Source organism: Micromonospora sp. CA-248089, assembly GCF_050948515.1.
Taxonomy (GTDB): Bacteria; Actinomycetota; Actinomycetes; order Mycobacteriales; family Micromonosporaceae; genus Micromonospora.
In genome coordinates, this window is record NZ_CP192016.1 from 4,561,915 (window position 1) to 4,577,441 (window position 15,527).

Below are 15,527 nucleotides of genomic sequence, written 5' to 3' on the forward strand. Positions count from 1 at the left end.
TCAGAGTCATAAATATGACCGAGAGGCATACCGGTCAGGGGACATGTTCTCTCCCGGCGAGCGACCGGCCGAGACAGAGCCCTCCCGGGCGACGGCACGGCCAGGCGAGGCGCGCGGTTCAGGCCGCGGGCGGCTCAGCCCTCGACAGCGGCGGCGAGCTTCCGCGACTCCGCGGCCTCGGTGGTCTCGGCGGTGGCCACCGGCTGCGGGACCTGCCCCGGCTGCGCGGCCTCCGCCGGCTCGACGGACTCCCCCGGCTGGGCAGGCTTCCCCGCCTCGGCCGGCGGCGCGGCGGCCAGGGCCGCGTCGACAGTGGCGCGGGCCCGGCGGGTACGGCGCAGCGCGCGCACCGCCAGCCCGACGGCGACCAGCCAGGCGGTGCCGAGCAGCACGTACACCACGACCGGCACCGACCCGCCCACGCCGCCGGCGCTCAGCAGCGTGCGGGCGTTCGTCAGCACGATCACGCCGCCGATCACGGCGCCGAGCAGCTGGGCGGGAACGATGCGGACCAGCCAGGCGGCGATCGGCGCGGCGATCAGGCCGCCGACCAGGAGCGCGGCCACCGTCGGCAGCAGGAAGCCCTCGGAGCCCAGGCCGATGAGGAAGCCGATGCTGGCCGCGCCGGCCACCACGAACTCGGAGGTGTCCACCGAGCCGATGACCTTGCGGGGTTCCATCCGGCCGGACACCAGCAGCGCCGGGGTGGCGACCGGGCCCCAGCCACCGCCGCCGGTGGCGTCGACGAAGCCGGCGACCAGGCCGAGCGGCGCGAGGAAACGGCTGCGCAGCCGGCCGGCGGCCCGGTTCGCGCGCAGCGGCCGGGAGAACCGCACCAGCAGGTACGCGCCGAGCGTGAACAGGATGGCGGCCATCCACGGGGCCGCCGCCTCGGTGGAGATCGAGCTGAGGAAAGTCGCTCCGGCGAACGCGCCGATGGCGCCGGGCAGCGCGATCCGGCCGACCACCTTCCAGTCGACGTTGCCGAATCGCCAGTGCGAGACGCCGGCGGCGAGCGTGGTGCCGATCTCGGCCAGGTGCACCGAGGCGGACGCGGCGGCCGGTGCGACACCGGCGAACAGGAGAAGCGTCGAGGAGGTCAGCCCGTACGCCATGCCGAGCGCGCCGTCGACGAGTTGCGCGGCGAGCCCGACGAGGGCGAGGACCAGCAGCTTGCGCACGAGCGCCCCCTGACTTTTCGGTATCTCCTATCAACTTGGTCGACAATGCGGCACGAGGGCACCCCGGGTCAAGTCCCCCATCCGGTTGGTAGGAGTCGCCGGACGGTGTGCCCGGACGTGCGGAGGCGGTCGTCAGCTCCAGGCGCGCGGGTCGGCGGCCAGCTCGTTGACCCGGCCGGGCAGCGCGCCGGCCGCCACGTCGGCGATGGTGACCAGCTCGAGGATCTCCCGCTCGCTGGCCCGCAGCGCGATCCAGACGTCCTGCAGCGCGCGGGCCGCACCCTGGTAGCCGAGCTGCTCCGGACGCTGCCCGCGTACGTGCGCCAGCGGGCCGTCGATGACGCGGATCACCTCGGCCAGGGAGATCTCCCCGGCCGGCCGGGCCAGCCAGTAGCCGCCCTCCGGGCCACGCTGGGCGTGCACGATGCCGCCCCGGCGCAGTTGCAGCAGGATGCTCTCCAGGAACTTCGGCGGGATGTCCTGCGCGCGGGCGATCTGCTCGGCGGTCACCGGGCGGCTCCGCTCGGCAGTCCCGTCCGCGACGGAGGCCAGCTCGGCGGCCGCGCGGAGGGCATAGTCGACCCGGGCGGAAAGGCGCATACGGCCAGGTTAGTCCGCTGCGATGCGGACCGGCCGCCCGGCCCGCGTCCGGACGATCACCGGCCGGACGGTCAGCCGCCGACGCGCCGCAGCAGCCCCTCCTGGACGGCGCTGGCGATGTGCCGTCCGTCGGTGGTGAACATCCGGCCGGTGGCCAGGCCACGGGCACCCGACGCCGACGGGCTCCAGCAGTCGTACAGGAACCACTCGTCGGCACGGAACGACCTGTGGAACCACAGCGCGTGGTCGAGGCTCGCGCCGACCACGCCGCCCGGCCCCCACACCTCGCCGTGCACCGACAGCACCGAGTCCAGCAGCGTCAGGTCGGAGGCGTACGTGAGGGCGCACGCGTGCAGCAGCGGATCGTCCGGCAGCTTGCCGTCAAGGCGCATCCACACCCGCTGGTGCGGTTCGGCCGGGCGGTCACCGGGACGCACCCAGCCGGGCTCGCCGACGTACCGCACGTCGATCGGGCGCGGGATCATCCCCCAGATGCCGAGGCGCTCCGGGTAGCGGGAGAGCCGGTCGGTCATGGTCGGCACGTCGTCCGGGCGGGGTACGTCCGGCGGGAGCGGGGCGTGGTGGTCCAGCCCCTCCTCCTGGCGCTGAAACGACGCCGACATGAAGAAGATCGGCTTGTCGTGCTGCAGCGCCACCGAGCGGCGTACCGAGAAGGAGCGGCCGTCGCGGACGTTCTCCACCTGGTACTCGATCGGCTCGGCCGGGTCGCCGGGGCGCACGAAGTAGCCGTGCAGGGAGTGCACGGCCCGCTCCGCGTCGACGGTGCGGCCGGCCGCGACCAGGGCCTGACCGGCGACCTGGCCGCCGTAGACCCGCTGCGGGCCCACCGGCGGGCTCATCCCCCGGAAGGTCATCTCCCCGGTACGGGCGAGGTCGAGCACCTCCAGCAGCTGGTCGACCGCCGCCTGCCCGGTCGCCACACTCATTGGAGGGCTCGTGCCGAGGCAGCGTCGACCAGCGAGCCCAGCTGGTGCACGCGCAGCGTGTTGGTGGAGCCGGGGGTGCCGGGCGGGCTGCCCGCCACGATCACCACGTAGTCGCCCGGGTTGGCCCGGTTGAGGCCGAGCAGCGCCTGGTCGACCTGGCGGAACATGTCGTCGGTGTGCTGGACGAATGGCATCAGGAACGTCTCCACGCCCCAGGACAGCGCGAGCTGGTTGCGCACCTCCGGCACCGGCGTGAACGCCAGCAGCGGCAGGTCGCAGTGCAGCCGGGCCAGGCGCTTGACGGTGTCACCGGTCTGCGAGAACGCGACCATGGCCTTGGCGCCGATGGCCCGGGCGATCGACGAGGCGGCGACGGTGAGCGCGCCGCCGTGCGTACGCGGGTCGTGCTGCAGCCGGGGGACGGCGATCGAGCCGGCCTCGGTGGTGGTGATGATCTTCGCCATGGTGCTGACGGTGAGGACCGGGTACTTGCCGACGCTGGTCTCGCCGGAGAGCATCACCGCGTCGGCGCCGTCGAGCACCGCGTTGGCCACGTCGGACGCCTCGGCGCGGGTCGGGCGGGAGTTCTCGATCATCGAGTCGAGCATCTGGGTGGCCACGATGACCGGCTTGGCGTTCTCCCGGCACAGCTGCACGGCGCGCTTCTGCACCAGCGGCACCTGGTCCAGCGGCAGTTCGACGCCGAGGTCGCCGCGGGCGACCATGACGCCGTCGAAGGAGAGCACGATCGCCTCCAGATGGTCGACCGCCTCCGGCTTCTCGACCTTGGCCAGGACCGGGCGGCGCACACCCTCCTCGTCCATGATCGAGTGGACGAGCTTGATGTCCTCCGGCGACCGGACGAACGACAGCGCGACCAGGTCGACGCCGAGGCCGAGGGCGAAACGCAGGTCCTCGGCATCCTTGTCGGACAGGGCCGGGACGCTCACCGCGACGTTCGGCAGCGAGACGCCCTTGTTGTTGGAGACCGGGCCACCCTCGGTGACCAGGCACCGGATGTCGTTGCCGGTGACGTCGCTGACCTCGACCGCGACGCGACCGTCGTCGATCAGCAGCCGGTCGCCGGCCTTCACCTCCTGGGGCAGCTTGCGGTAGGTGCAGGAGACCCGCTCCTTGGTGCCGACGACGTCGTCACCGGTGATCACGACGGAGTCGCCGGTGCGCCACTCGTGCGGGCCGTCGGCGAACCGGCCGAGACGGATCTTGGGGCCCTGGAGGTCGGCGAGCACGGCGACCGGCTTGCCGGCCGCCTCGGCCGCTTCCCGGACCAGCCGGTAGACCGACTCGTGGTCGGCGTGACTGCCGTGGCTGAAGTTGAGCCTCGCCACGTTCATGCCGGCTTCGACGAGCCCGCGGATACGCTCCGGGGACGCGGTGGCGGGGCCGAGAGTGCAGACGATCTTCGCGCGGCGTGTCACGCCCATCAGGCTAGTCTCTCTTCCGGATCGGCCTCCCGGCCGACCCCTTGCGAGCTGCGGAACAGTTGTCCAACGACGCGCGTCAACCGCGTGGGCGGGCGGTAGGCGTACCGCACCGCGACGTCGTGTGGCGGGCATCGGCGACCGCGCGGTGAGAAATCGTACCGCTCCCCGCCAGAGGCCGGCCGGGGGCACGGTAGCGCCGCCGCCCACGGCCGATCGACGGTGGGCGGTGGGCGGGTACGCGACAGCGGATGGTGCCGCCGGAGGGGCGCGAGCCGCGCCTCAGCTCTCCGTCTTGACCAGCGGGAACTCCAGCGAGCCGGCCGGGCAGAGGAAGGTGAGCACCTCGACCCGGTACAGCCCGGCCTGCACCGCCGGGTCGGCCTCCATGACGCTGCGGACGTCGTCCACCGAGCCGGTGCGGGCCAGACCGAAACCGATCGGCGGGTCGGGTTCCCGCGCCGGGCCGTCGACGGATCCGTCCACGAGCACGATGCCGCGCCGTTGCAGCGCCCGCATGTGCTGGAGGTGCTCGGCCTGCAGCCGCTGCACCGTCTCGTCCGGCAGGGCCCGCCCCGAGGGCCCCGGGTAGAGCACGATGCACTCGTACGTGTCCAGCGCGAAGTCGAGCTGTGGCGTCGCGGCCATGCGCACCTCCTGAGCACCGTTCCGCCCAGCCTCCCACGGCGGGCCGGTGTGCCGAGGCTGCTCGCCGCAACTGCCCGGCCGGTCGTCGGGAGGCTTCGCCGGTCCGATTCGGGGAAAGCTCCCGCGTCCGGGCGTGCGACGGCCCGCGACCGCGTACGAGCCCGGGAGGACCGCGAATGGCCGCCAGCACCCAGCCCGCCAAGGCGTCGGGCAGCTACCGGATCGGCGGCGACCTGCCGGTCGACCGCCTCGGCTACGGGGCGATGCAGCTCACCGGCCCGGGCGTGTGGGGCGACCCGAGGGATCCGGCCGAGGCGGTACGGGTGCTGCGCCGCGCGTACGAGCTGGGCGTCACGTTCATCGACACCGCCGACTCGTACGGGCCGTTCGTCAGTGAGCTGCTGATCCGCGAGGCGCTGCACCCGTACGCCGACGATCTGGTCATCGCGACGAAGGCCGGGCTGACCCGCGCCGGCCCGGACGACTGGCGGCCGGTGGGGCGCCCGGAGTACCTGCGCCAGCAGTGCGAGCTGAGCCTGCGCCACCTGGGCCTGGACTGCATCCCCCTCTACCAGCTGCACCGCATCGACGCGAAGGTGCCGCTGGCCGACCAACTCGGCGAGCTGGCGCTGCTACGCCAGGAGGGCAAGATCCGGCACATCGGGCTGTCCCAGGTCGACGTCGAGGAGATCGAGGCGGCCCGGGCGATCGCGCCGATCGTGTCCGTGCAGAACCTCTACAACCTGGCCGACCGCAGCGCGGAGGACGTGCTGGAGCACTGCGAGCGCCACGACCTGGCGTTCATCCCGTGGTTCCCGATCGCCACCGGCAACCTGGCCCGCCCCGGCGGACCGCTCGACGCGATCGCGACCGGGCACGGCGCCGCCCCGGCGCAGCTCGCGCTGGCCTGGCTGCTGCGCCGGTCGGCGGTGATGCTGCCGATCCCGGGCACGTCGTCGGTGGCGCACCTGGAGGAGAACGTGGCGGCGGCCGAGGTGGAGCTGACCGACGCCGAGTTCGAGGCGCTGGCCGGGGCCGCCTGACCCGGCCACCGCACCTCCCCCGACCGGCCCCTTTCGCAGACGGTGACCGGCCAACTACGGTCAGAGGGATTCTCACGAGTGGGGGTCCCCTGTGGAGGAGTTCGACTACGTCATCGTGGGAGCCGGCGCGGCGGGCTGCGTGCTGGCGAACCGGCTCACCGAGGATCCGGGCACCCGGGTGCTGCTGCTGGAGGCGGGCGGCTGGGACCGCAGCCCGTACGTGCGGGTGCCGAAGGCGTTCTCCCGGCTGATGGACGACGAGCGCACCGCCTGGCACTACCCGGCCACCACCGGGCCGGGCCGCCAGGAGATCTGGCAGCGCGGACGGATGATCGGCGGCTCCACCTCGGTCAACGGCATGATCTGGAGCCGCGGCGCGGCGCACGACTGGGACGCGCTGGAGCCGCTCGGCTGGGGCTGGTCGGTCATGGGCCGGGTGTTCCCGCGGCTGGAGGACCACCCGCTCGGCCCCGCACCGCACCGGGGCACCGGCGGCCCGGTGCGGCTGTCCATCGCCACCGGCACCGACCCGCTCGCCGAGGAGATGGTGGCCACCGGCGCCGAGCTGGGCTGGCGCCGCGCCGACGACCTGGACGCCCACGACGACGAGCGGATCGGCTACCCCACCGCCACCATCCACGCCGGACGCCGGGTCAGCGCCGCGGACGCGTTCCTGCACCCGGTCCGGCGCCGGCCCAACCTGACCGTCGAGGTCGGCGCCGTCGTCCTGCGGGTGCTCGTCGAGGGCGGCCGGGCCACCGGGGTACGGGTGGCGCACGGCGGCCGGGAGACCACGTACCGGGCAGCGGGTGAGGTGATCCTCGCCGCGGGCGCCCTGGCCACCCCGCACCTGTTGCAGGTCTCCGGCATCGGGCCGGCGGACACGCTGCGGGCCGCCGGGGTGCCGGTGCTGCTCGACCGGCCGCGGGTCGGCGCCGGGCTGCGCGAGCACCGGTCGATAGTCCTGCAGTACCGCCTCACCGAACCCGGCGGCCACAACATGACCATCGGCAGCCCGCTCGGGCAGGCCCGGGCGGCGCTGCGCTGGCTGCTCACCCGGGGCGGCCCGCTCGCCCTGCCGGTGCTGGACGTCGCGGCGCACGTCAAGTCCCGGCCGGACCTGGACCGCCCGGACGCGCACCTGCTGATGGCGCCGTTCTCCGCCGCGCCACCGCGGCCCGGCAAGGCCCTCGAACTGGAACGGGAGCCGGGCCTGATGTGCCTGGGCACCGTCAGCCGGCCGGACAGCGAGGGCAGTCTGGCGATCACCGACGCGGACCCGCGTACGCCGCCGGCCGTCGTGGCGAACTACCTCACCACCGCGCACGACCGACGGGTGGCGGTGGACCTGTTCCGCCGGATGCGGGAGTTCTTCGGCACCGGCCCGATCGCGAAGCGCATCCAGGGCGAGACGGTGCCCGGTACGGCGACCACTACCGACGCGGAGATCGTCGACGCGGCGGTGGCGCGCGGCTACTGCGGCTACCACGCCATCGGCACCTGCGCGATGGGCACCGGCGACGAGCACGTGGTCGATCCACTGTTGCGGGTACGCGGCGTGGACGGGCTGCGGGTGGTCGACGCGTCGGTGCTGCCGGTGATGGTGGCGGGCTGGACCAGTGCCCCGGTGACCGGGCTGGCCTGGCGGGCCGCCGACGTGATCACGGGGCGGGACGCGGACTGACCGACGGCACGCGCGACGGCCCGGCCGGACGTGCCCGGGCCCGCGCGGCGGCGGGCCCGGGCGCGTGGCTCAGACCGCGAAGCAGTTCGGCTGGATCGCGGCGCCGGAGAGCACCTGACGCACCACCGTGTACGTGGTGCCGTCCAGCACCAGCCCGAGGTGGCCGACGACCCGCAGCGGGCACCACGCCTGCACCAGGATGTTCGTGGCGCCGTCGGCGAGCACGGCGTTGTCCACCGGCCGGACCAGTTCGTCCTGCCAGGTACGCACCGTGGCCCAGCGCACCGGGCCGGGGGTGTCGTCCCCGGCGTTGAGGTCGGCGAGGAAGCTCGACCCGATGGTCATCTGCTGGCAGGCGATCACCCCGGCGCAGCTGCCGAGCCCGAGGACGGCGACCAGGTTCGCGACGTAGGTGCCGTACTGCGGGCTGCCCAGGCTGACGTACTGGTCGACGGTCGCCGCGCCGCCGAGGTACTTGACGTACCAGCGGCTGACCAGGCCGCCCTCCGAGTGGCCGACCAGGTCGACCCGGGACGCGCCGGTGGTGGCGCGCACCCGGTCCACGTAGGACGACAACGCGCGGGCGGACTCGCGGATGTCGCCGAGACCGAGGTTCGGCAACTGGAAGATCGAGACGCGGTAGCCGTCGGCGCGCAGCCGGGCGGCGATCGGCTCGTACGCGATGGAGATTCCACTCAGGCCACCGACCACGATCACCGGGTCGGCGGCCGCGGCGGCGGCCCGTTGCGCGGCGGTGGCGACGGTGGCCGTGGCCGGCGGCGCGGCGGGTTCGGCGGCGGCCTGGGCGGCGGCCGGGACGAGCAGGACGGTGGCGGCGACGGTGGTGGCGGCCAGGATCGTTCGGAGCAGCATGGGCTGCACCTCCGGGGGGAGGCACCCGGGCGGGCCCGGGGGGACGGGTGGGATCCGATCGATCGTGGACACGATGATGCGTGTCCGATTTCACACACGTCAATGAAAAGTTACGCGGCGGTAACCCTTGTCGCGCCCTGCGCGCAAACCGGCATGCCGGACCGGGCTCAGTTGCCCAGCGCCTGGACCTTCGCGATGGTCTCCCGCACGTGCTGCCGGGCCGGCTCCCCGCCCTGCGCGGCCTGCGCCAGCGCCTGCCGGTACGAGTCGATGACCCCGATCAGCGGCCCTGCCGTGGCCCCCTCCAGCGCGCCCGCCACCAGCGCCCGCGCCTCGGCCGCGTCCTGCGCCGCCGCCGCGGTGCGCGCCTTGGCCTCGTCGAGCTTCTGGGCCGCCGCAGCCAGCCTCGCGATGATCTCCGCCGCGCTCACACGCCCTCCCCAGCTCACCGACCCCGCGAGCCTACCGCCCCACCCCGCCCCGCCGTCCTCGCGATCTTGCACTTTCCGCCCACCCGAAAGCCACAAATACCGCACCGCAGGGGCCGAAACTCCATGATCGACGGAGCGGGCGGGTGGGGTGAGGGCGGGGCGGGGCGGGCAGGGCGTCAGCGCAGGAGGCGGAACAGGAGGAGGTAGAGGCAGAAGAAGGACGGGGAGACCAGCGCGCAGATCACGAAACCGAGCGGCACGTACCGGCCGGCCGGCGGGGCGTCGCCCTCCACCACCGGGCGGCCCCAGCGGGCCAGCACCACCTGACCGGCCACGAAGGACAGCAGCGGCACCCCCGCGCAGGACAACGCCGCCACCAGGTCCAGCCCGGTCACCGGCAGCGACGAACCCACAATCGCGATCAGCATCAGCAGCGAGCCCGCGAGCGCGCAGCCCGCGTACACCACCACCGCCCGCGCCGGCGCCGACCAGGTGGGCAGCAGCACCGGCGTGCGGGCCAGCGCGTCGGCCTGCTGCCCGTACCCGTCGGCCTCCTCGGCGAGCCGCCCCGCCGCCGCCAGCTCCGCCGCCGGGTCACCCGCCCGCGGGGCCGGCACACCCCCCGAGGGGTACGCCCCGACATCCGGCCGCCCCGGCGCGTCGGCTGCGCCGCCGGTCACCCCGTCCCCCGGTCCGGGCGCGGAACCCGGCGCTCCCCGCCGGCCGCCATCGCCGGTGCCGGCGCCTCCGCCGGGACCGACGTCATCGGCACGCCGATCGCCTGCCCGAGCCGGTCCAGGTGCTGCCCCTGGGCGGCGAGGCGCTGCCCGAGCGTGTCGACGGCGGACTGGAGGCCGCGGCGGCGCTCCGCCTCGGCGGCGATCTCCCGCTCACCGCCGCGCTGCCGGGTGGACAGCTCCCGCAGCAGCGCCGCGTACTCGTCGAATCCGCTCATGCTGGGCCGTCTTCCGTTCGCGACTGCGGGGCTCGCAAACCCGGCTCACTCCTCGCGCTCACGTGATATCTCCCCCGGCGGCGAACGGCACGATCAGCGCGGTGCGGTGCTCGTGCCGGTCGACCAGCAGGGCGCGGCCGTCGCGCGGCGCGTACGCGAGGTCGTGCACGCCGAGGTGCAGGCCCAGGTCGGCGGCGGGAACGTTGAGCGCGACCAGGCCGGTCACGTCGTCGCGGTGCCCGCTGCCGCCGAGGTCGTCGGCGAGGCGGCGCAGCCCGCGCCACCAGCCGAGCACGTGCGTGCCGCGCGCGGGCCCCTGGCGCAGCACGGCGCGCAGGTCGTCGTACCCGGAGCGGAACGTCGCCGGGTCGGAGGCGGCCAGCGTCGTGGCGGCGGCGTCCATGCCGAACACCACCAGGTAGGTGCGCCCGGACGCCGGGCTGTCGCCGGCGGCGGCCTCGGCGAGCTGGGCGCGCAGCGCGTCGGCGTCGAGGCGCCGGACCGGATGCCCGGCTGCGGCCAGCGTCATGGCCAGGTCGTCGGCGGCCTCCGTGGTGCCCGGCGCCAGCGGGGCGAACAGGAACCGGGCGGTGCCGGGTGCGTGCTGGCGGGCCAGCGACAGGGCGGCCGACCGGAGCACGTCCGCGCCGGCCGCGGCGGTGCCGACCACGGCGAGGTGCCGGCCCGGACTGGCGTCGAGCGCGAACCCGGCCGGACTGCCGGCTACGTCGACCACGCGGCCGACGAGTGCGTACGGCGTGTCGGCGCCGGGTGTCAGCGCGGTCCAGGCGGGGTCGTCGGTGAGCCGGGGCGTCTCGTGTCCCCGGAAGACGGCAGGCGGGCGCGACCCGGCCGGACGGGCCGCGTGCAGCTCGTGGCGCAGCGCGGCGAGGTCGGCCGAGGCGGCGTGCGCGTCGGGGAACCGCACCTCCACGTCCGAGCCGGGCGCGCCCGCGCCGGTGTTCACCACGGCGGTGCCGACGGTGAGCCCGCGTGCGGCGTCGTTGCGCGGGTCCAGCACGGCGTCGCCGCCGGGTAGCGCGATCCGCAGCGGGAACTGCCCGAAGATGGCCTCGGCCCGGCCGTAGAGCGCCTCGATGCCGGTGGTGCTCTGGCTCGCCAGCACCAGGTGCAGGCCGTACGAGCGACCCTTGCGGGCCAGCTCCTCGATCAGGTCGACGGCCTGCCGGGCCAGCGCGTCGTTGCCGGCGAACAGCACGTGGAACTCGTCGACGACGGTGACGATCCGGGGCGGCCGGGCGTTCGGCGGCAGGTCCGCCAGCCGGCTGACCCCGTGCCGCTTCAGCAGGTCGGCGCGGCGGCCCAGTTCGGCGCGCAGCTCGCGCAGCACCGCCACGCCGTACTCGCGGTCGGACTCGATGCCGACCGCGTCGGCGTGCGGCAGCCAGGTGGGGTCGCGGTCGGTGGGCACGAACTCGGTGAAGCTGACGCCCTCCTTGAAGTCGAGCAGCATCAGCCTCAGCTCGGCCGGGGAGTAGCGGGCCGCCAGCCCGTAGAGCACGTCGAGCAGCAGGACCGTCTTGCCGGCGCCGGTCCGCCCGCCGACCAGCCAGTGCGGGGTGGCGTCGTCGAACGCCACGCTCAGCGGCCGGCGTCCGGCCCGGCCGAGCACGGTACGCAGCCCGGAGGCGGCGGACCCGGCCCACCGCTGCGCGGGCAGCAGGTCGGCGAACGTGACGCCGTCCTGACCGGCGGTCTCGGCGTACCGGCGGGCCAGCGCGGTCACCGTGGCGTGCGAGGGGTCGCCGTCGAGGACCACCGGTGCGGCCACCCCGCTGCCGTCGGCGCTGAACGGACGGCCGGGCGGGTCCCCGACGAGCGTGTACCGCTCGGTGAGGCGCAGCTGGGTGGTGGCGCCCAGCGGCGGCGCGGCGGACGGCCCGGCGGGCGGGTGGCCGGCCAGCAGCACGCAGACCGCGGCGGCCGGGCCGGCGTGGGTGAGCGCGGCGAGCCGGGCCAGCTCCCGGGGCGGGGGCGCGGACGCGGCGACCACCACCAGCAGCTCGCGGTCCTCCGGCGCGGATCGCTGGGCGGTACGCGCATGGCGCTCGGCCAGGTCGAGCAGCGCCGTCGTCTCCGCCTCGGTGGTCGCAGTCGCGGCGAGCACACCGGCGTCGTGCAGCGGGCGCAGCGGAAGGAACGCCGCGCCGAAGGCCGCCTGGTCGATGCCGGCGACCCGGATCGCGCCGGCCGGCGCGGCGGTCAGCAGCCGTACCACCACCGCCCGCAGCAGCTCGCCGACGCGCGGGTCGCGGGCGTCCGCGTCGATAGCCAGGTGCGCGCCCGCCCCCACCGGCACGAGCACCGGGAACGCGCCGTCGACTGTGGTCGCCGCGCCGAGGCGTACCGGAACGGGGTGAGTCGCGACGCGGGCGGTGCCGGGCACCGCGGCGGCCAGCTCACCGCCGAGGCGGGCCAGCCGCGCGACCAGCTCCGGGCTGCCGACCGGCGCGGCCCGGCGGCGCCGAGCAGCCGCCGGGCCGCCTCCCAGTGGCGCACCGCCCGTCGATGCCGATCGACCGCCTGCCGGTACGCCGAAGCGAGTCTGCCCACCGTCCGCCCTCCGACGTTTTGCGATCGAGGGGAACCCTAACGGACCCGCGCCGCACCGGCACGAGGCGCTCGGCACGCGGGATTCGTCAGCTGTTCACCCGGCTGCGAGCGGCCCGGCCGCTTGCCGTTCCCTCGGGCCCGCTTGCCTTCCCCCAGGCAATCGTGCGCACAGGAAGGCGACGACGTGACCTCCTCACCTCTCTCCCGGCGGGCCCTGCTGCGCGGCGGCGCGGCCGGCGGACTCGGCATCGTGGTGACCGGCAGCCTGGAGGCGATCGCCGGACCGGCCGCGGCCCGGCCCGCGTGCCGCCCCGCCGTCGGCTACGGCGACCTGGTGCCGGACCCGGCCGGTCTGCTGGCGCTGCCGCCGGGCTTCTCGTACACGGTCGTCGCGCAGGCCGGCGCGACGCTGCTGGAGTCCGGGCAGCCCACCCCGAGCGACGCCGACGGCACCGGCTGCTTCCGCGGCCCGCACGGCTCGGTGCTGGTGAACAACCACGAGATCGGCGGCGACGAGCCGTACCCGGTGCCGACGCTGGCCGGCCTCACCTACGACCCGGGCGCCCGCGGCGGCACCACCACGATCGAGGTGGACCGGCACGGGCGGCGGCTGCGCGAGTACGTGAGCGTGGCCGGCACGCACAACAACTGCGCCGGTGGCATCACCCCGTGGGGCACGTGGCTGACCTGCGAGGAAACCGAGCAGCGGGCCGGTGGGCGGTATCTGAAGGACCACGGGTACGTCTTCGAGGTCGACCCGCACGACAGCTCCGCGAACACCGGCCCGGTGCCGCTGACGTTCCTCGGGCGGTACTCCCACGAGGCGGTGGCTGTCGACCCGTACACCCATTCGATCTACCTGACCGAGGACGCGAGCGGGCCCAACGGCCTGTACTTCCGGTGGACGCCGCCGCCCGGCTTCCGGGCCGGAAAGGGCGCGCTGCGGGCGCTCGCCCAGCGGCCCGACGGCGGCACCGCCGGCAGCCTCGCGGCGATGCGCTGCCTGCGCGGCGACGACCACGTGGCCGACCTGTCCGAGGCCACCACGCCGGGCACCCGCTACCGGGTCCAGTGGGTCGAGGTGCCCGACCGCGACGCCCGGACCGTGTCGGTCCGCAAGCAGTTCACCGACGCCGAGGTGACCCGCAGCCGCAAGCTGGAGGGCGCCTGGTGGGGCGACGGCGGCGCGTACTTCGTGGCCAGCTACGCCCGGCTCGACGACGGCAGCGCGCACGAGCACGACGGGCAGGTGTGGTTCTACGACCCGCGCCGGCAGACCGTCACGCTGAAGACCATCTTCGGGGTGAACACCGACCCGGAGGCCGACCACGGCAACTACGACGGGCCGGACAACATCACCGTCTCGCCGTACGGCGGGGTGATCCTCGCCGAGGACGGCGAGGGCGTGTCGCACCTGGTCGGCGTCACCGAGCAGGGCAAGGCGTACCCGCTGGCGCGCAACGAACTGAACGACAGCGAGTTCACCGGGCCGACGTTCAGCGCGGACGGCAAGACGTTGTTCGCCAACATCCAGTCGCCGGGGTACGTGTTCGCGATCACCGGACCGTGGGGGCGGCCGGGCAACGGGCACCGCTGACGGGACTGCGAGCGGCCGGCGGTTCTCGCTCAGGGGCCGCCGGCCGGCGCCTCCGGTCAGCCGGGAAAGGCGATGACGGGAAGGTCTCCCCCGTCGCCGTATGCCTTACCCTCGCTGGTCAGCACACTTGCGTCGTGGTCGAGAACGGCCATCACCGCCGCCGCGAGATCGACCCGGCCGGTGATCCTGCGCCAGTAGGCCAACTCCTGCCAGTCCTCGCCCCAGGTCGGCAGAACAGCGCAGGCGGGACGCGCCAACAGCCGGTGCAGCACCGCGCGGTCGCCCGGTTCGTCGATCACCGCCAAGGCCTCGGCCACGACGACCGCTGGCACGCCGAAGCGCACGCCGTCGTGCGCGACCTCGTGCAGCGGCTCGGCCACATGCATCGAACCGGCCACGTAGCCGACCAACGCCGACCGGTCCAGCACCAGGCGGACCGGCGGTTCCTCAGTGGTCATGCCGCCGGTGCCTGACGGTCGGTCTCGCCGACCATCTCCCGTGCCGCCCGGCGCGAACGCTCTCGCAGAGCCTGGCGGCGACCGGGCGACCACTCCTGCTCCACCTGCGCGCGCTGCGCCCGGGCACGTGCACGCCCCTGCGCGGAAACGGTCATCCCGCGCCGGGCCAACTCGGCATCGAGGTCCTCGGCGCGCATCCGCGCCCGCACGGCGTCGACGACGTAGGCGCTGGCGTTCGGCTCGCGTTCCAAACGCTCCGCGACATCCGCAGGCAGCGAGAACGACTTCTTGCTCACCGGTCCGGTCACACTCAGGATGCTATCGGATCGCACCAGCGGCGGCCTGCGCCACGCGGAATCATCCCGATGGGACCTTCCGAGCGGGCATCTTCGGCCTCGGCTAGACCCGGGGCGATCCCGCACCGGCCGGCGGGCGCAGGCCGTCCAGCGCGATGGCCAGCACGCGGTCGCGCTGGGCCGGGTCCGGGAACTGGTACGCGGCCAGCCCGCTGATCAGCCGGATCACGTCGTCGAATCCGGCGTCCGGCCGGGCGGCCCCGGCCTCCTGGGCGCGGCGCAGCAGCGGCTCACCGGTCGCGTAGATCTCGGTGCGGCAGCTGCGGAACACCTCGGAGTCGTGCACCAGCTCCTCGGCCAGCGCCCGCTTGGTGGCCACGTAGGCGACGAACCGGTGCAGCCAGCCGACCAGGGCGTCCCACGGCGGCTCGTCGGCCAGGTCGGCGGCGGAGACGCTGAGCGCGCGCACCTCCTCGACGTAGACCGCCTCGAACAGGTCCCGCCGCTGCGGGAAGTTGCGGTAGAGCGTGCCGATGCCCACACCGGCCCGGCGGGCGATCTCCTCCAGCGACGCGCCCGCGCCGTGCTCGCCGAAGACCTCGCGGGCGGCGGCGATCAGCGCGTCGTAGTTGCGGCGGGCGTCGGCCCGTTTCGGGCGGCGGGAGAAGACCTCACCGGGCACGTCGGCGTCGGCCATGAGGCGCGTCACCCCTTCCGCCTTGCAACCGGAGGCACCCCTCCGCTAGGTTAATGGAGGCACGCCTCCGGTTACTGACCGGAGCCACCCCTCCGGATAGC

15 protein-coding genes and 1 pseudogene are annotated in these 15,527 nt (G+C 74.7%); 3 read left to right on the forward strand and 13 right to left on the reverse strand.

Features of this window, described 5'->3' with window-relative positions:
- Window positions 1-134: 134 nt before the first annotated feature.
- The 5 genes from ACQP26_RS21275 to ACQP26_RS21295 form a co-directional block, all read right to left on the reverse strand.
- The gene (locus ACQP26_RS21275; protein WP_433493815.1) at window positions 135-1,181 is read right to left on the reverse strand and encodes a sulfite exporter TauE/SafE family protein; all 1,047 of its coding nucleotides are present in this window, start codon (window positions 1,179-1,181) and stop codon (window positions 135-137) included.
- A gap of 132 nt (window positions 1,182-1,313) precedes the next feature.
- Window positions 1,314-1,781, reverse strand: a complete 468-nt coding sequence (locus tag ACQP26_RS21280; protein WP_269704961.1) for an RrF2 family transcriptional regulator — start codon at window positions 1,779-1,781, stop codon at window positions 1,314-1,316.
- Window positions 1,782-1,852: 71 nt separating this feature from the next.
- Window positions 1,853-2,728 (reverse strand): acyl-CoA thioesterase, encoded by an 876-nt coding sequence (locus ACQP26_RS21285; protein ID WP_269704960.1) that lies wholly within the window; start codon window positions 2,726-2,728, stop codon window positions 1,853-1,855.
- Window positions 2,725-4,173 carry a pyruvate kinase gene (pyk, locus tag ACQP26_RS21290; RefSeq protein ID WP_433493816.1) on the reverse strand — a complete coding sequence of 483 codons (1,449 nt, stop codon included), beginning with the start codon at window positions 4,171-4,173 and terminating at the stop codon, window positions 2,725-2,727. Before pyk ends, ACQP26_RS21285 begins: the two co-directional genes overlap by 4 nt.
- A gap of 279 nt (window positions 4,174-4,452) precedes the next feature.
- Window positions 4,453-4,818, reverse strand: a complete 366-nt coding sequence (locus ACQP26_RS21295; protein WP_269704958.1) for a YciI family protein — start codon at window positions 4,816-4,818, stop codon at window positions 4,453-4,455.
- 176 nt (window positions 4,819-4,994) lie between these two features.
- On the opposite strand from ACQP26_RS21295, the gene ACQP26_RS21300 reads away from it, so the two are divergent.
- Together ACQP26_RS21300 and ACQP26_RS21305 are read left to right on the forward strand one after the other, a co-directional pair.
- Window positions 4,995-5,861: an aldo/keto reductase gene (locus tag ACQP26_RS21300; RefSeq protein WP_433493817.1), complete on the forward strand. Its 867-nt coding sequence runs from the start codon at window positions 4,995-4,997 to the stop codon at window positions 5,859-5,861.
- Window positions 5,862-5,952: 91 nt separating this feature from the next.
- Window positions 5,953-7,545, forward strand: coding sequence for a GMC family oxidoreductase (locus ACQP26_RS21305; protein WP_433493818.1), 1,593 nt, complete (start codon window positions 5,953-5,955; stop codon window positions 7,543-7,545).
- A gap of 69 nt (window positions 7,546-7,614) precedes the next feature.
- Here ACQP26_RS21305 and ACQP26_RS21310 read toward each other — a convergent pair whose 3' ends face one another.
- The 5 genes and pseudogenes from ACQP26_RS21310 to ACQP26_RS21330 all read right to left on the reverse strand — a co-directional run bounded on the left by ACQP26_RS21310 (window position 7,615) and on the right by ACQP26_RS21330 (window position 12,378).
- Complete coding sequence (locus tag ACQP26_RS21310) at window positions 7,615-8,418, reverse strand: lipase family alpha/beta hydrolase (RefSeq protein ID WP_433493819.1); 804 nt, start codon at window positions 8,416-8,418, stop codon at window positions 7,615-7,617.
- Window positions 8,419-8,585: 167 nt separating this feature from the next.
- The gene (locus tag ACQP26_RS21315) at window positions 8,586-8,849 is read right to left on the reverse strand and encodes a DUF6244 family protein (RefSeq protein WP_269704954.1); all 264 of its coding nucleotides are present in this window, start codon (window positions 8,847-8,849) and stop codon (window positions 8,586-8,588) included.
- A gap of 176 nt (window positions 8,850-9,025) precedes the next feature.
- Window positions 9,026-9,466, reverse strand: coding sequence for a hypothetical protein (locus ACQP26_RS21320; protein WP_433493820.1), 441 nt, complete (start codon window positions 9,464-9,466; stop codon window positions 9,026-9,028).
- Window positions 9,467-9,525: 59 nt separating this feature from the next.
- On the reverse strand, window positions 9,526-9,804 hold the full coding sequence (locus ACQP26_RS21325) for a hypothetical protein (protein ID WP_433493821.1): 279 nt from the start codon (window positions 9,802-9,804) through the stop codon (window positions 9,526-9,528).
- 58 nt (window positions 9,805-9,862) lie between these two features.
- Window positions 9,863-12,378 (reverse strand): annotated as a pseudogene (locus ACQP26_RS21330) (FtsK/SpoIIIE domain-containing protein).
- Window positions 12,379-12,562: 184 nt separating this feature from the next.
- Between ACQP26_RS21330 and ACQP26_RS21335 the strand changes: the two are divergent.
- Window positions 12,563-13,975, forward strand: coding sequence for an alkaline phosphatase PhoX (locus ACQP26_RS21335; protein WP_433493822.1), 1,413 nt, complete (start codon window positions 12,563-12,565; stop codon window positions 13,973-13,975).
- 56 nt (window positions 13,976-14,031) lie between these two features.
- Here ACQP26_RS21335 and ACQP26_RS21340 read toward each other — a convergent pair whose 3' ends face one another.
- The 3 genes from ACQP26_RS21340 to ACQP26_RS21350 form a co-directional block, all read right to left on the reverse strand.
- Entirely contained in the window at window positions 14,032-14,433 is a 402-nt protein-coding gene (locus tag ACQP26_RS21340; protein WP_269704950.1) for a hypothetical protein, read from the reverse strand.
- Window positions 14,430-14,741 carry a hypothetical protein gene (locus ACQP26_RS21345; protein WP_269704949.1) on the reverse strand — a complete coding sequence of 104 codons (312 nt, stop codon included), beginning with the start codon at window positions 14,739-14,741 and terminating at the stop codon, window positions 14,430-14,432. The genes ACQP26_RS21340 and ACQP26_RS21345 overlap by 4 nt, the downstream gene beginning before the upstream one ends.
- A 91-nt stretch (window positions 14,742-14,832) precedes the next feature.
- The gene (locus tag ACQP26_RS21350) at window positions 14,833-15,438 is read right to left on the reverse strand and encodes a TetR/AcrR family transcriptional regulator (protein ID WP_269704948.1); all 606 of its coding nucleotides are present in this window, start codon (window positions 15,436-15,438) and stop codon (window positions 14,833-14,835) included.
- Window positions 15,439-15,527: the final 89 nt, after the last annotated feature.

Coding starts and splice junctions, on each gene's coding strand:
- ACQP26_RS21325 (WP_433493821.1), bottom strand. CDS start 9,804: ATGAGCGGATTCGACGAGTACGCGGCGCTGCTGCGGGAGCTGTCCACC.
- ACQP26_RS21295 (WP_269704958.1), bottom strand. CDS start 4,818: ATGGCCGCGACGCCACAGCTCGACTTCGCGCTGGACACGTACGAGTGC.
- ACQP26_RS21300 (WP_433493817.1), top strand. CDS start 4,995: ATGGCCGCCAGCACCCAGCCCGCCAAGGCGTCGGGCAGCTACCGGATC.
- pyk (WP_433493816.1), bottom strand. CDS start 4,173: ATGGGCGTGACACGCCGCGCGAAGATCGTCTGCACTCTCGGCCCCGCC.
- ACQP26_RS21280 (WP_269704961.1), bottom strand. CDS start 1,781: ATGCGCCTTTCCGCCCGGGTCGACTATGCCCTCCGCGCGGCCGCCGAG.
- ACQP26_RS21340 (WP_269704950.1), bottom strand. CDS start 14,433: ATGACCACTGAGGAACCGCCGGTCCGCCTGGTGCTGGACCGGTCGGCG.
- ACQP26_RS21310 (WP_433493819.1), bottom strand. CDS start 8,418: ATGCTGCTCCGAACGATCCTGGCCGCCACCACCGTCGCCGCCACCGTC.
- ACQP26_RS21285 (WP_269704960.1), bottom strand. CDS start 2,728: ATGAGTGTGGCGACCGGGCAGGCGGCGGTCGACCAGCTGCTGGAGGTG.